Annotated in this window: 12 protein-coding genes, 1 tRNA gene and 1 pseudogene; 8 read left to right on the top strand and 6 right to left on the bottom strand. The window is 71.1% G+C overall.

All coding sequences use genetic code 11. The features are described from left to right. Positions 1-173: 173 nt before the first annotated feature. Both ABZ249_RS14095 and ABZ249_RS14090 read right to left on the bottom strand, forming a co-directional pair. Positions 174-353 carry a DUF397 domain-containing protein gene (locus ABZ249_RS14095; protein ID WP_355261975.1) on the bottom strand — a complete coding sequence of 60 codons (180 nt, stop codon included), beginning with the start codon at positions 351-353 and terminating at the stop codon, positions 174-176. Further along, positions 350-1,111: a Scr1 family TA system antitoxin-like transcriptional regulator gene (locus ABZ249_RS14090; protein ID WP_355261973.1), complete on the bottom strand. Its 762-nt coding sequence runs from the start codon at positions 1,109-1,111 to the stop codon at positions 350-352. The genes ABZ249_RS14095 and ABZ249_RS14090 overlap by 4 nt, the downstream gene beginning before the upstream one ends. A gap of 98 nt (positions 1,112-1,209) precedes the next feature. Between ABZ249_RS14090 and ABZ249_RS14085 the strand changes: the two genes are divergently transcribed. From ABZ249_RS14085 to ABZ249_RS14070, 4 genes and pseudogenes are all read left to right on the top strand, one after another. Next, positions 1,210-1,494, top strand: coding sequence for a hypothetical protein (locus ABZ249_RS14085; protein WP_355261970.1), 285 nt, complete (start codon positions 1,210-1,212; stop codon positions 1,492-1,494). Positions 1,495-1,594: 100 nt separating this feature from the next. After that, positions 1,595-2,116 carry an ATP-binding protein gene (locus ABZ249_RS14080; RefSeq protein ID WP_355261967.1) on the top strand — a complete coding sequence of 174 codons (522 nt, stop codon included), beginning with the start codon at positions 1,595-1,597 and terminating at the stop codon, positions 2,114-2,116. A 607-nt stretch (positions 2,117-2,723) separates the two neighbouring features. Continuing rightward, a complete protein-coding gene (locus tag ABZ249_RS14075) occupies positions 2,724-2,918 on the top strand; it encodes a hypothetical protein (RefSeq protein WP_355261964.1) in 195 nt (64 codons plus the stop codon). Positions 2,919-3,402: 484 nt separating this feature from the next. Continuing rightward, positions 3,403-3,582 (top strand): annotated as a pseudogene (locus tag ABZ249_RS14070) (site-specific integrase); the annotation flags it as partial. Between the two features lie 158 nt (positions 3,583-3,740). On the opposite strand, the gene ABZ249_RS14065 reads toward ABZ249_RS14070, so the two are convergent. Both ABZ249_RS14065 and ABZ249_RS14060 read right to left on the bottom strand, forming a co-directional pair. After that, positions 3,741-4,418 carry a hypothetical protein gene (locus ABZ249_RS14065; protein ID WP_355262458.1) on the bottom strand — a complete coding sequence of 226 codons (678 nt, stop codon included), beginning with the start codon at positions 4,416-4,418 and terminating at the stop codon, positions 3,741-3,743. Between the two features lie 321 nt (positions 4,419-4,739). Continuing rightward, positions 4,740-4,815, bottom strand: a tRNA-Arg gene (locus ABZ249_RS14060). Between the two features lie 457 nt (positions 4,816-5,272). On the opposite strand from ABZ249_RS14060, the gene ABZ249_RS14055 reads away from it, so the two are divergent. Beyond that, the gene (locus tag ABZ249_RS14055) at positions 5,273-6,157 is read left to right on the top strand and encodes a cobalamin biosynthesis protein (RefSeq protein ID WP_355261961.1); all 885 of its coding nucleotides are present in this window, start codon (positions 5,273-5,275) and stop codon (positions 6,155-6,157) included. A 67-nt stretch (positions 6,158-6,224) separates the two neighbouring features. Here ABZ249_RS14055 and ABZ249_RS14050 read toward each other — a convergent pair whose 3' ends face one another. Further along, complete coding sequence (locus ABZ249_RS14050; protein ID WP_220559575.1) at positions 6,225-6,743, bottom strand: hypothetical protein; 519 nt, start codon at positions 6,741-6,743, stop codon at positions 6,225-6,227. A gap of 317 nt (positions 6,744-7,060) precedes the next feature. Here ABZ249_RS14050 and ABZ249_RS14045 point away from each other — a divergent pair, with 317 nt between their 5' ends. The 3 genes from ABZ249_RS14045 to ABZ249_RS14035 all read left to right on the top strand — a co-directional run bounded on the left by ABZ249_RS14045 (position 7,061) and on the right by ABZ249_RS14035 (position 11,985). After that, a complete protein-coding gene (locus ABZ249_RS14045; RefSeq protein WP_355261957.1) occupies positions 7,061-9,994 on the top strand; it encodes a penicillin acylase family protein in 2,934 nt (977 codons plus the stop codon). 371 nt (positions 9,995-10,365) lie between these two features. Continuing rightward, entirely contained in the window at positions 10,366-10,806 is a 441-nt protein-coding gene (locus tag ABZ249_RS14040; RefSeq protein WP_355261954.1) for an NfeD family protein, read from the top strand. Positions 10,807-10,890: 84 nt separating this feature from the next. Then, positions 10,891-11,985: an SPFH domain-containing protein gene (locus ABZ249_RS14035; RefSeq protein ID WP_355261951.1), complete on the top strand. Its 1,095-nt coding sequence runs from the start codon at positions 10,891-10,893 to the stop codon at positions 11,983-11,985. 79 nt (positions 11,986-12,064) lie between these two features. Here the strand turns inward: ABZ249_RS14035 and ABZ249_RS14030 are convergent, their stop codons facing one another. Further along, entirely contained in the window at positions 12,065-13,030 is a 966-nt protein-coding gene (locus tag ABZ249_RS14030) for a quinone oxidoreductase (RefSeq protein ID WP_355261948.1), read from the bottom strand. Positions 13,031-13,052 lie beyond the last annotated feature (22 nt).

The raw sequence follows: 13,052 nt of genomic DNA, 5'->3' as shown, positions 1-13,052 counted from the left end.
TTTGCGATTGCCTTGGACATTTGTTCCAGGCCAGCAGGCTTGACCATCTCGCACACGAAAGCCCCGGAGACGCTCTGAAAAGGTTTCCGGGGCTGCTTTCCTTTGATCGGTGTGCGCGCTTGCGCTTGACCTCAGCCCGGTGGTGCCGTCCCAGGCAGGTCGGTCGCTTCCGCTCAGGGCTGGTCGGCACGCACCCCGGCCAGCAATCCGGCCCACTGGTCTGCGGGGAATTCCAGGTGGCCCGCGTCCCGGTTCTGGGTGTCACGTACCAGGGCGCCGGTGGCCAGCTCGCGGACCTCCACGCAGTTGCCCCCGGTGTTGCTGTAGGTGCTCTTGTGCCAGTCGGTGTTCATGCGAGTTCCTTCAAGGCTTGGAGGGAGAGCCGGGCGGGAAGTGCGTCGGCCATGGCCCCCGTGACCAGTGCGGCGAGTCGGTCATTGCGGTCGGCGTCGTAGATGACGTTACCGTCCATGTGATCGCTGGAAATAACCATCTCCCCCGAATCCAGACGGAACACCAGCACCGGCGAGGTGACACTCAACAGGATCGACCCCTCCGGGACCAGATGGATGCGGACCCGCCCCTGTTCGACCAGCTCGACCAGGTGGCGCGCCTGCTCGGTGCGCGCGGCTTCGTCGAAGCCGGTGATCCCGTACACGGGGAAGACCGCGGTGATGCGCAGCTCGGGCAGCTGCCCCAGCCGCTGGGTGCGGATCTGCGCCAGGCGCGCAATCTCCGCGTCCGAGGCGGCCGGGTGCCAGGCCCGGAACACCGCCCCCGCGTACAGCGGGCTCTGCAGGTATCCGGGTACCAGGGCGGGGGAGGCGGCCTGGACGTGTCGTGCCCGGGTCTCGATGTTCATGAGCGGTCGGGCCCACTCCGGGGTGGACTTGCCGGACTTGGCCATCCGCCAGGCGGAGATGATCTTGCCCTCGGCGTCCAGGAGCCGGTCCAGCTGCTCGGCGGTCTCCCGGAACGGCAGAGCGTGCCCGCACACCCACCGGGACACCGTCGCGGCCGAACACCCCAGGTGGCCGGCCAGTTGTTGCTGGGTCAGCCCCGCAAGCTCGCGGTAGGTGGTGAGCAGTTCATGAAAGGGGGGTTCGCTCATACGCGTGATGTTACGCGCGGCTCTCTCGTGCTGTCAGGAAGTTACGAGAATGGCACACGTACTGAGGTAATAGACCCTGTTGGGGTCACGCTGGCATCATGGAACTTGAAGACGAACGCGTCATCTATCTGCGGGATCTCCAGAACGCCCTGGACGAGCGGCAGTTGGGCAGCAGGCTGGCCGTCACCGTGTACCAGGGCGAGTTGACCCCGACCCTCTGCTGTGACCCGTACCTGGGTCAGGCCGCCGTGCGGGTTCAGGACGACCAGTACACCTTCCTCGGCCTCACCACACCCCGGGTGCGCGTTCCCGTTACCGACCCGGCGGAGTGCGTCAACCGGCTGGTCAGGGAACGCGCCGGGCGCATCAGTGGGTCGACATGAAGGGGTACGCCCCGAGCGCCCTCGACCTGTCCCGGGGTGCCGAGCGCGGGAACACCACTCTCTTCTCCCGCTCCGGTTCGCGATTCCGGGAGGTGGCCTGATGGCGGCCGTGCCGCTCCCACACCCTGACCGGGAAGCGCTGCCCCCGCCCCGGCGCCTGCACTTGGACGACCCGAACGCCTCGGGTCTGCTGTGCGGACACCACCTCTCCCACCTGCGTCCGGCACGGCGCTGGGCGGCCCAGGCCCTGCGCAGCACACCGTGCGCAGCCCGGCCCCTGGTCGCGGCCCTGGCCGAACTCCACGCGAACGCACTGGCGCACACCGCCTCGGGGCTGCCGGGAGGCCGGGTACGCATAGAGATCGAGCGCCGCCCCGCGCTGTTCCTGCTGAAGGTGACCGACGACGGCCCCCGGCCCGGGACACGGGCCCCGGCCCTGCCGGAAGTGCTCCACCACCCGGAAACAGAGATAGGAACGGGTGCCCTCGCTGAGGGCGGCTACGGGTTGGCGCTGGTCGCCTCCATGGCCCTGTACTGGGACTTCGTCGGAGAGCCGGGCGGGGCTTTGACGGTGCGTGCGGCCTTCGCCCGATCAGGGCGCATTCGTGACCACGATCGGTAGGACCGCATTCCCCAACGGGCTTGAAGGACCTCGCGAGGCAGAGCGACCATCGACCAGCTCGCCGCAGGACACGCGCACCCGAGGGGTGTGGGAAGCCGTGTGCCGGGCGCATCCGGGTGGGAAGCACAGCTCTTGGGTGGTGTACGCCCCCGGAGCCAATGACACCAACCCGGCCCGCACGAACACGCTAAACAACCAACGGAAGACAGGTGCCCCGACCGGTGCTGGAACACCGGACCGGGGCGCGATCGCCACCTGATGCAACCAGGAGGAGACCGTGGAACACCCTACTACCGGCCGCCATCGGCGGTCCTGCCGCAGCATGGCCGGGCGCGTATGGGCGCTGAGTACCGCGCTGCTGGCTACCACTCTGGCCGCACTCTTCAGCCCACGGCCGGCCCCGCTGCCCCGCCGGGTCCCGCGCGCATTGCCCGCGGCGTCGGCCTCCAACAGCGTTCCCGGACGTGACAGGCGAGGTGACGATCTGCTCGCTAACCCTCCCGGCTTCCCCGAACAGCACGCCTGGGTGGCCAGAGCCTCGACCGCCTCGGCCCGTTGGGAGCAGGCCTACCGCGGCCGTTCCGTCCCACTCGGGTCGGAGGACCCGGTGGACGCCGGCCCTGACCTGATCGCCAGGGCCCTGGTGCGCCCCTACCTCGACCTCGCGGCCATTCCTCACCCCCGCCCGGCCGAACCGGACGACTACCCGGCCACACCTTCGGGCATGAAGCCAGAGCCAGTCGAGGGTGAGTTCGCCGAGTTGACCGACCGCATCCGCACCTACCTGGCACTGCGGGGCTGACAAAAACCCGAACAGGCTGGGGGCGTCTTCTCCTGCGGGAGGAGGCGTCCTCCGCTGCGTTCCTGAACTCCTATGGTGCCGTCGCGGGCTTCTCGATCAACGGTCGGGAAGAAGAAACCTGAGGTGATTTCTCGGACCGTCGAAGCGGTCTGAAGGCGTCTCGGCAGCCTCCGAGGGAAACTGATCAGGGTGGGCCGTCGAGCGAGGGGTCGATAACGCCGCCGATAGGTGGGCCGCCTTGAGCGGCCCACCCCTAGCGCGTTATCAGTACAGGTCAACGCCCCTGTGGGTGGGCCTATAGGAATCCAGACTTATACCCAGTAGGCGGGTTCCTTCACATAGGGCGCGCGGCGCCCGGGGGTGTGCGAGGACATTCCCGCCCCCGCATACCCTCCCGGCAGCCGTCTGTCGCCCCGCTCCACCCACCTGTCCTTGTGTGGCTCAAACCCAGACCTTCCAGGACCGGCTCGTCTTGGCTACCCGGACGATGCCCGGGCTGCGCCGCGGGGCCGCCTCGCTCGCCCTGGCGGCGGGCACGGACATGAGGGTGGTCTCCTCTGAGCTGGGCCACGCGACTACGCACTTCACCCAGGACACCTACCAATCGGTCTACCCCGACGTCGCCAAAGCGGCGGCCGAAGCGACCGCTGAGCTGCTGCGCGGGACGCCGGTGTCGGTCGGGTTGCGGATGGGGGAGCACACCAGGAGCGAATCAGCGCCCCGAGCCCTGAGTCCTGTGGCGGGTTCACCCCGCCTGGCCTGGGGCTTCACTGTTGGCGGAGGTGGCCGGCCATCGGATCAAAGGTCTGATCGTTGTGCGTCCTATCCGCCGCAGGATGCGTTGTACAGCCTGGCTCCGGAGTGGGTCTTCGACAGTTTCGTGGCGGCCAGACGAATGCACACCTGCGCGTGATCCTCGACTGCTGGATACTCCATGGTCAGGGTGCTTACACCGGCAACGCTGCCACCGACGTGGAGTTCGGCTGCTTGCGGAACCACTGGTAGTGATCCAGCCATGGTGCCGAACACCAGGGTGTCGGTGCCTTCGGTGTGAATCTCCTCGACGTCCACCCGCCAGTGTTCCCGGGCCGCCCTGAGTAGGCGACGGCTTCGGTCACCGAACCTGGTCAGGGCGGGAGCACGTGCGTGGACGTGATCGGCGATCGCGCAGCACAAACGGACTTGGTCCCGGGTGCGTACGAACCCTGGCCAGGGACGGAACTCCAACGCGTTCGCGATGAGTTCCAGCACGGCCGCTTGCACCCCGCTACATCCCTCTTCCGCGATCTGGAGCAGGATCGGGGCCGCCGGGACGGCAGCGGGCAGGACCGTGCCGCTGTGGTCATGGATGATTCCCCCACCCGCCAGGAGGGATGCAGCCGACGCAGCGTCCATGCGCCCGCGAGCACGTGTGAGACCTCGGAGACCGTCGCGGACCGCTGTCGCACGGTAGTAGTCCGCGGGACCGGGAACGGAATCCCAGTCGAACGCATCGATCACATCGGCTTCTTTCTGCGTGAGGCCAGTCGGGTAAGGGGTTCGGGCTGAATCGGCCGTGCGCGGCTGGTGGGGCGGCAGGGCATGGCCCGGGCCCCGGGCCCACGTGGTGGCATGGGGGCGGGTGCGGGGCTCTGGTGGGCGTATGCGGGGCACGTCGACGACCAGGGTCACAGGGCCACGGGAGGGCAAAGTGCTCGGCGAGGTGGACCCCCACCTGTACTGACCTTGGACTGGGGAGCACGCATGGAGCACTACAGGCCCTGGAACGCGGCGAGGACCTCTTGCGAGGTCCTCGGGGAACCCCTGTGACCTGGGGTTTTGTGGCGCACCCGGCAGGATTCGAACCTGCGGCCATCGGATTAGAAGTCCGGTGCTCTATCCACTGAGCTACGGGTGCTCGGTTCAATTGTGGCCCGCGGTGGCGGGTCGTGACCACGTTGTGACCCAGGGTGTGGTCGGGGTGGCCTGCGACCGGGCGGTCCGCCCGTGTCATGGTGTCCCGGGCAGACATTCTAGGGTATTTGGAAGATCTCGCCCACAGGTGGGCAAAGCCTCATCAACTACGGTGATTCGTGGTTGACACTCGTTACCGCGCGTGTTCCGTCAAACCGGTCGCTATGGGCCCCGTGCACCACGTTACCGGTGATTAACTCCGGGTGTGCTGCACCCCCGCTGGTGTTTCGTGAACTCCTGGCGCCCCGGCGTCAGAAGTGCCACCACTGGCCGATGGGCACGGCCAGCCAGGTCAGGGTGTACATGGGTGTCCTCTGGGGTTGGTCACTCTATGTACATAGATTATTACTCTGAGTAATCAAGTGGGGCGTGCCAGGACCCGGAGTCGCTACCGTGGTGCGGTGCGATCACGAGGAATGGCGGCGGGCTACCTGCTGGACATGCTGGTGCGGGACCCCCGGAGGGGGCATCCCGTGGCGGTGTTCGGCCGGGCCGCGGGGTGGTGGGAGCGGCGTGTGTACCGGGACTCGGCGGTCGCCGGGGCGGTGTTCGCCGCCGGGGCCGTCCTGCCCGCGGTGGGGCTGGGGCGGCTCGCCGAGCGGGGCGGGGAGGCCGCGACCGCCGCGGTCACCTGGGCGGTGCTGGGCGGGACCATGCTGTGCCGGGAGGCGGAGGGCGTGGCCCGGGCCCTGGAGCAGGGGGACGTGGAGCTGGCCCGCGAACTGCTGCCGCGGCTGTGCGGCCGTGATCCGAGCGGGCTGGGGGAGCGGGAGATCGCGCGGGCCGTGGTGGAGTCGGTCGCCGAGAACACCTCCGACGCCGTGGTCGGCCCCCTGGTCTGGGGCGCTCTGGGCGGGGCCGCCGGGCTGGCCGGCTTCCGGGCCGTGAACACGCTGGACGCCATGGTCGGCCACCGGAACGCGCGGTACCGCAGGTTCGGCGCGCCCGCGGCGAGGCTGGACGACCTGGCCGGCTGGGCGCCCGCGCGGCTCACCGCGCTGCTGGCGGTCGCCGCCGCGCCGCTGGTGGGCGGGAACGCGGGGGAGGCGTGGCGGGTGTGGCGCCGCTACGGGGACCGGCACCCGAGCCCGAACGCGGGCCAGTGCGAGGCCGCCTTCGCCGGCGCCCTGGGCGTGTCCCTGGGCGGGGCGAACGTCTACGGGGACCGCGAGGAGCGGCGGCCGCGCATGGGTGAGGGGCCGCCGCCCCGGGTCGCGGACATCCGCCGGGCGGTCCGGCTGTCCCGGGCCGTGGGCGCGGGAGCGCTCGCGGTGGCCGCCCTGTGAACGCCGCCCCGGGGCCCGCCGGGGCCCCGGGGCGGCCGGCCCCGCTCCCTCGGGGGCGGGGCCGGGGTCAGGCCGCGAGGCTGCGGGCGTAGTTGACCTGCTGGTTGATCTGCGCCGACAGGCCGCGGTGCGAGGCCGGGATGGAGGCCGCGTGGTAGTGGCCGTGCCCCTGCACGGTGACCTGGATGTGCCCGCTGGTCTTCTCCTCCTTGACCAGCAGGAAGAGCAGGCCGAGCAGACAGGTCCACCAGAACACGAGGATCGCCACGATGACGGCCCAGACCGGGGTGCTGCGCTCGGTGCGGGTCATGTCGGTGACGGTCCACACCGTCCCCCGGATCGGGAAGCGCCCGCCGGGGGTGATGACGGTGTTCTGGGTGATGGCGATGTCCCCGATGGTGCTGAGCACGGGCTCGTTCGCCCCACCGGGCGTCGGTCCGGCGGGGACGGGGGCGTAGCCGCCGGTGGGGGCCCCGTAGGGCTCGATCGCCCCGTACCCGTCGGCGGGGTTCCAGGCCGACGGGTCGGGCTGCTGCTGGTTCTGCTGCTGCCAGGGGTCGCCGTCGGGGGAAGGGTAAGGGTTCATGGGCCGATTGTGTCAAAGCGCGGGGGCCCGGGGAACGCGATCCCGGGCACGACCTCGGCCGGGAGGGCTTCGGGGCCGTGGCCGGATGTGGCCACTCCCGCGGTGTCGGGGACCGTTCGTGACGGTGTCCGTTCGCTGTGTGCCGGGACGTTCCCGCTGGATGTGGCGTGGGTCACTCTAAACATGCCACTTCTCGCGGGCGCGCGGCGGGGGAGGGGGCGGGTCCGGGCATCAAACGTGAAACTCTTTCGCGATTTACTTACCCGTACGTAACATGCCGCTGAACCATCGCCCGCACCCCCAGGTGGTGACAGCACATGCCCCCTTCTCCCCCCTCGCTCGCAAGGCGGCTGCGCGCCGGTGCCTCCGGTGTCGCCCTGGCGGTCGCGGCCGCCACCGTCTCGGCGCTCCCCGCGGCACCCGCCCTGGCCGAACCCCTCCCCGACTACTGCGCGCCCGAGGGGTGCCACGACATCCTCCCGCCGGGCCAGAACGGCAGCGCGACCCTCGTCGAGATCCTCGGGCACCAGGCCTTCGGGACCCGGCCCCGGTTCTCCTCCAGCCAGCTGGACATGTACGACGACCTCGTCCACTACTACGACGGCCTCACCGAGGAGAGCCTGGACGACTTCTTCCTCGACGCCACCTTCGGTGTGGCCGAGGGCGACGTGGGCCGCAGGTACCAGCCGCGGTCCGACGTCACGATCACCCGCGACCGGCACCACGGCATCCCCCACATCGAGGGGAGCACCCGTGAGGGCACGATGTTCGGCGCCGGGTACGCGGCCGCCGAGGACCGGCTCTTCCTCATGGACGTGCTGCGCCGCGTCGGCCGCGGCGAGCTCACCTCCTTCGCCGGCGGCGCCGAGGGCAACCGCGGCCTGGAACAGGACCTGTGGCGCAACGCCCCCTACACCGAGGAGGACAAGCAGGCCCAGGTCGACCGGGTCGCCGCCAGCGGTGAGCACGGGGAGCAGGCCCTGGCCGACGTCGGGGACTACCTCGACGGCGTCAACACCTACATCGAGCAGGCCGACGAGGGCCGCTACTTCCCCGGCGAGTACGTGCTGACCGGGCACAAGAACGCCATCACCAACGCCGGCGAGATCGAGCCCTTCACCGTCACCGACGTCGTCGGCATCGCCTCCATGGTCGGCGGCATCTTCGGCGGCGGCGGTGGCGGCGAGGTCCAGGCCGCCATCGTCCTGGCCAACTTCCAGGACCGCTACGGCGCCGAGGAGGGCCTGGCCCTGTGGCAGGACTGGCGCATGGAGAACGATCCCGAGGCCGTGGTCAGCGTCCCGGGCGAGTTCCCCTACAGCGGGCCCCCGGAGGACCCCGTCGGCGAGGTCCGGCCCGACCCGGGCTCGGTGGAGTACTACGACATCGTCCACGACGAGCACGGCTCCGCGGCCTCCGGGCAGGCGGCGGAGTCCGCCGAACCCCTCGCCGCGGCCACGGAGGCGCCCGACGGGGGCGAGGAGGTCACCGTCGAGGACCTCAGCGAGGAGCAGCAGGACGAGCTCGACGCCATGGTGGAGGAGGGCGACCTCTCCGCCGCCGAGGGCGTGTTCAACGAGGGCGTGCTGCCCGAGGGCCTGCTCGACCCGCACGGCATGTCCAACGCCCTGCTGGTCTCCGGCGAGCACACCGAGAGCGGCAACCCGGTGGCCGTCATGGGTCCGCAGACCGCCTATTTCTCGCCCCAGCTGCTCCTGCTCCAGGAACTCCAGGGGCCGGGGATCAGCGCCCGCGGCGCCTCCTTCGCCGGGGTGAGCTTCTACGTCCAGATGGGCCGCGGCGTCGACTACGCCTGGAGCGCCACCTCGGCCGGCCAGGACCTCACCGACACCTTCGCCGTCCACCTGTGCGAGACCGACGGCTCCGAGCCCACCAAGGCCTCGCGCGCCTACATCGACTCCTCCGGGGACTGCACCCCCTTCGAGGAGCTGAGCGTCACCAACGAGTGGGCCCCCACCGTGGCCGACGGCACCCCGGCGGGCGGCTACACGCTCACCTCGCTGCGGTCCGAGTACGGGCTGGTGCAGTCGTTCGCGACGGTGGACGGCACCCCGGTCGCGTTCACCTCGCTGCGCTCCACCTACATGCACGAGGTGGACTCCATCATCGGGTTCCAGCGCTTCAACGACCCCGACGAGATCACCTCGGCGGAGACGTTCATCGACGCCGCAGAGGACATCGGATACGCCTTCAACTGGCACTACGTGGACGACGAGGACATCGCGTTCGTCAACTCCGGCGCCAACCCGGAACGGAACCCGGGCACCAACCCCAACCTGCCCATCGACGCCTACTCGGACGCGGGCTGGTCCGGCTGGGACCCGGACGGCAACACCGCCTCCTACATCCCCAAGAGCGAGCACCCGCAGGCGGTCGACCCCGACTACATCGTCAACTGGAACAACAAGCCCGCGCACGGGTACACCTCGGGCTGGGCCACCGGCTCGGTGCACCGCGGCGACCTGCTCGACACCCGCGTCTCCTCGCTGATCGACGGCGGGCACAGGTTCACCACCGCGAGCCTGACGCAGGTGATGATGGAGGCCGGCACCACCGACCTGCGCGCCCAGGAGGTGCTGCCGCTGCTGCTGGAGGTCATCGGCTCCGAGGAGGTCGACGACCCCGCCCTGGCGTCGGCGGTCGAGGGCCTGCGGCAGTGGAACGAGGCGGGGTCCCAGCGCCGCGAGCCCTTCCGGGACGCGGGCTACTACTCCTACGCCGACTCCATCCGGATCCTGGACGCCTGGTGGCCGCTCTTGGTCCGGGCCCAGTTCGAGCCCGAGCTGGGCGAGGACCTGTACACCGAGCTGACCAGGGCGGCGCAGATCGACGAGTCGCCCTCGGGCAACATCGGCGGCGGCACCCCCGGCAGCGTCAACCAGGGCCAGCCCCACCGCGGCTCCGCCTTCCAGTACGGGTGGTGGTCGTACGTGGACAAGGACCTGCGCACCGTGCTGGGCCAGGACGTCGAGGGACCGCTCGGCGACGGGGCCTACTGCGGCGACGGGGACCTGGCCGAGTGCCGCACGGTCCTGCTCGACACCCTCGCGGAGGCCGTGGCCACCCCGGCGGGCGAGGTCTACCCGGGTGACGGCCACTGCGCGGTCGGCGCCCAGGTGTGCGCGGACACGGTGATCCACCAGTCGGTGGGCGGCATCAACATGTGGCCGATCGCCTGGCAGAACCGGCCCACCTACCAGCTCGTCTACCAGTTCTCCGGCGGACGGTAGCGACGGGCGGCACGGCCCCCGGCGGCCCTGAGCGGGTGCCTCCGGGGGCCGTGCCGTGCCCGGGTGCACCTTGTACCCGAGCGGCGGACCGGTGCGCGGAAGGCCTCGCCGGGCCCCGCCGGGCTCCCGACCGGAACCCCGGCCGAAAGCCCCGCCGCCGGACCCCGGACACGGGGCGCCCGCCCCGGCGAGGGGCCCGCGGGACCCGCGCCGCGGGCCCCGCCGCCGGGACCGCCCGGTGCGGACCGGTGCCGCCCGGGGCCGACCGGAATCAGAGGACGAAATCCCCGTACTCGTAAGCGAATCGTGTGGTTCGTCGGCTCTGGGTGGGTAGCAAAGGAATACCCGGAACAAGAACGGGAGGGTGGTACATGGACGCCTGGTTGGTCTGGCTGGTCCTCGCCGTCGTCCTGGGGATCATCGAGATCGTCACCCTCACCTTCGTCCTGGGACTCCTCGGCGCGGCGGCCCTGGTCGCCGCCCTGCTCGGCGCCGTCGGACTCCCGGTCCCGGTGCAGATCATCGGGTTCGTCGGAGCCTCGGCCGCCGGGATCTACCTGCTGCGGCCGATCATGCGCCGCCAGCTCGCCCGCGGGCCCGTGGTGCGCTCGGGCGTCGAGGGGCTGGTGGGGCGCAGCGCCGTGGTGCTCCAGCCCGTGGACCGTGACAAGGGACTGATCAAGCTCTCCGGAGAAGAGTGGTCGGCGCGCAGCATCGACGAGGACCTGGTGATCCCCGTGGGAGCGCACGTCGACGTGATGGAGATCGACGGCGCCACCGCCGTGGTCTACCCGCGCGAGGCCCTTCCCTGAGCCGGCCGCCCGGCCGCCGGGGAGGGCGGGCGGGCCGGGGCCGCGCGCACCGCCGCAGACACGAACCGAAGTCAGGTGCCGAACATGTTGGATGCCCTACCGCTCATCATCCTCGCCGTCCTCTGCGTCGCCCTCGCCATGTCGGCGATCCGCATCGTTCCCCAGGCCAGGGCGTACAACATCGAACGCTTCGGCCGCTACACCAGGACGCTCGGGCCCGGCCTGAACTTCCTCATCCCGGGGGTCGACCGCGTCAACACCAGGTTCGACCTGCGCGAGCACGTGTTCACCTCGCGCCCCCAGCCGGTCATCACCGAGGACAACCTGGTCGTCAACATCGACACCGTCCTCTACTACCAGATCACCGAACCCAAGGCCGCCGCCTACGAGGTCGCCAACTACATCCAGGCCATCGACCAGCTCACGGTCACGACCCTGCGCAACGTGATCGGCTCGATGGACCTGGAGCGCACGCTCACCTCCCGCGAGGAGATCAACACCCGCCTGCGCGGCGTCCTGGACGACACCACCGGCAAGTGGGGCATCCGCGTCAACCGGGTGGAGATCAAGGCCATCGACCCGCCGCCCACCATCAAGGAGGCGATGGAGAAGCAGATGCGGGCCGACCGCGACAAGCGCGCGGCCATCCTGCACGCCGAAGGCGAGCGCCAGGCCCGCATCCTCAAGGCGGAGGGCGCCCGCCAGCAGGCGATCCTGGAGGCGCAGGGCGACCAGCAGGCGGCGATCCTGCGGGCCGACGGCGAGGCGCAGGCGGTGGAGCGGGTCTTCCAGGCGGTGCACGCCAACAACGCCGACGCCAAGCTGCTCGCCTACAAGTACCTGGAGACCCTGCCGCAGCTGGCCAACGGGGAGGGGAACACGTTCTGGGTCATCCCGGGCGAGTTCACCGAGGCGGTCAAGAACGTCAGCCACGCCTTCGCGGGGGAGGCGGTCCGCTCGCGCCCCTCCACGGAGAAGGACGAGGACGCCGGGGTGAACGGGCCGGCCCGGATCGCCGGGCCCGAGCCGGGCGAGCCGTCCGCGTCGGAGCGGGCCGCCGTGGACGCCGCGGAGGCGGCCAGGCAGGCGGTGGAGGACGCCCGCGACGACGTGCGCCGCGCCGGGGTGGCCGGTGTGCGCGGTCCCGAGGCGGCTCCGCGCCCGCGCGAGGAGGGGTAGCCCGGACGGGCCGGAACGGCCGCGGTCCCGTTCCCGGGACCGCGGCCGCGCCGCGCGGCCCGTCCGGGGCCGACCGGGGTCAGACCAGGACGAGCTTGCCGGTGGTCCGGCGCGAGGCCAGGTCGGCCTGGGCCCTGCCCGCGTCGGCCAGCGGGTACCGGCCGCCGATCCGCACGTCCAGGCGGCCCGCGCCCACCAGGGAGAACAGGTCCCCGGCCCGCCACAGCAGCTCCGCGCGGTCGGCCACGAAGTGGGCCAGCGAGGGCCGGGTCAGGTACACCGAGCCGGCGGCGTTGAGCCGCTGCGGGTCCACCGGGTCCACCGCTCCCGAGGACTGCCCGAACAGCGCCAGCACACCGCGCGGGCGCAGCGACGCCAGGCTCGCGTCGAAGGTGTCGCGGCCCACGCCGTCGTAGACGGCCGCCACGCCCGCTCCGCCGGTGAGGTCGCGCACCGCCTCGGCCACCGGGACCTCGGTGTAGCGGACGACCTCGTCGGCGCCGGCCGCGCGGGCGATGCGCTCCTTCTCCTCGGAGGAGACGGTGCCGATCACGCGGGCGCCCCGCTCCTTGGCCAGCTGGGTGACGAGCAGGCCGGTGCCGCCCGCCGCGGCGTGCACCAGGACGGTCTCGTCCCCGGCCACCGGGTGCACCGAGTTCACCAGGTAATGGGCGGTCATGCCCTGGAGCAGCAGGGCCGCCGCCTGCTCCGGGGACACCTCCTCGGGCACCGGCACCACGAGGGACGCCTTGACCACGGCGCGGTCGGCGTAGGCGCCCGGCGCCATCGCCCACCCCACCCGCTGCCCGACGGACAGGTCCCCGACGCCCTCGCCGACGGCGGCCACCGTGCCGGCGGCCTCCATGCCCGGGACGAAGGGCAGCGGGACGTCGTACTGGCCGCTGCGCTGGTAGATGTCGATGAAGTTGACCCCGCGGGCCTCCACGTCGATGAGGACCTCACCGGGACCGGGTACGGGGTCGACGACCTCGGAGACGCGCAGGACCTCGGGTCCGCCGGTCTCCTCCAGGACGATGGCGCGCATGCTTCCACTCCTTGCCGAATGC

The sequence above is a fragment of the Nocardiopsis sp. NPDC006139 genome, from assembly GCF_040614155.1.
Lineage (GTDB): Bacteria > Actinomycetota > Actinomycetes > Streptosporangiales > Streptosporangiaceae > Nocardiopsis > Nocardiopsis changdeensis.
This window is presented reverse-complemented; position numbering and strand designations above follow the sequence as displayed.

Excerpts from the sequence above, each read along its gene's own strand:
- ABZ249_RS14095 (WP_355261975.1), bottom strand. The coding sequence starts at position 353 with ATGAACACCGACTGGCACAAGAGCACCTACAGCAACACCGGGGGCAAC.
- ABZ249_RS14090 (WP_355261973.1), bottom strand. The coding sequence starts at position 1,111 with ATGAGCGAACCCCCCTTTCATGAACTGCTCACCACCTACCGCGAGCTT.
- ABZ249_RS14085 (WP_355261970.1), top strand. The coding sequence starts at position 1,210 with ATGGAACTTGAAGACGAACGCGTCATCTATCTGCGGGATCTCCAGAAC.
- ABZ249_RS14080 (WP_355261967.1), top strand. The coding sequence starts at position 1,595 with ATGGCGGCCGTGCCGCTCCCACACCCTGACCGGGAAGCGCTGCCCCCG.
- ABZ249_RS14050 (WP_220559575.1), bottom strand. The coding sequence starts at position 6,743 with ATGAACCCTTACCCTTCCCCCGACGGCGACCCCTGGCAGCAGCAGAAC.
- ABZ249_RS14045 (WP_355261957.1), top strand. The coding sequence starts at position 7,061 with ATGCCCCCTTCTCCCCCCTCGCTCGCAAGGCGGCTGCGCGCCGGTGCC.
- ABZ249_RS14040 (WP_355261954.1), top strand. The coding sequence starts at position 10,366 with ATGGACGCCTGGTTGGTCTGGCTGGTCCTCGCCGTCGTCCTGGGGATC.
- ABZ249_RS14035 (WP_355261951.1), top strand. The coding sequence starts at position 10,891 with ATGTTGGATGCCCTACCGCTCATCATCCTCGCCGTCCTCTGCGTCGCC.
- ABZ249_RS14030 (WP_355261948.1), bottom strand. The coding sequence starts at position 13,030 with ATGCGCGCCATCGTCCTGGAGGAGACCGGCGGACCCGAGGTCCTGCGC.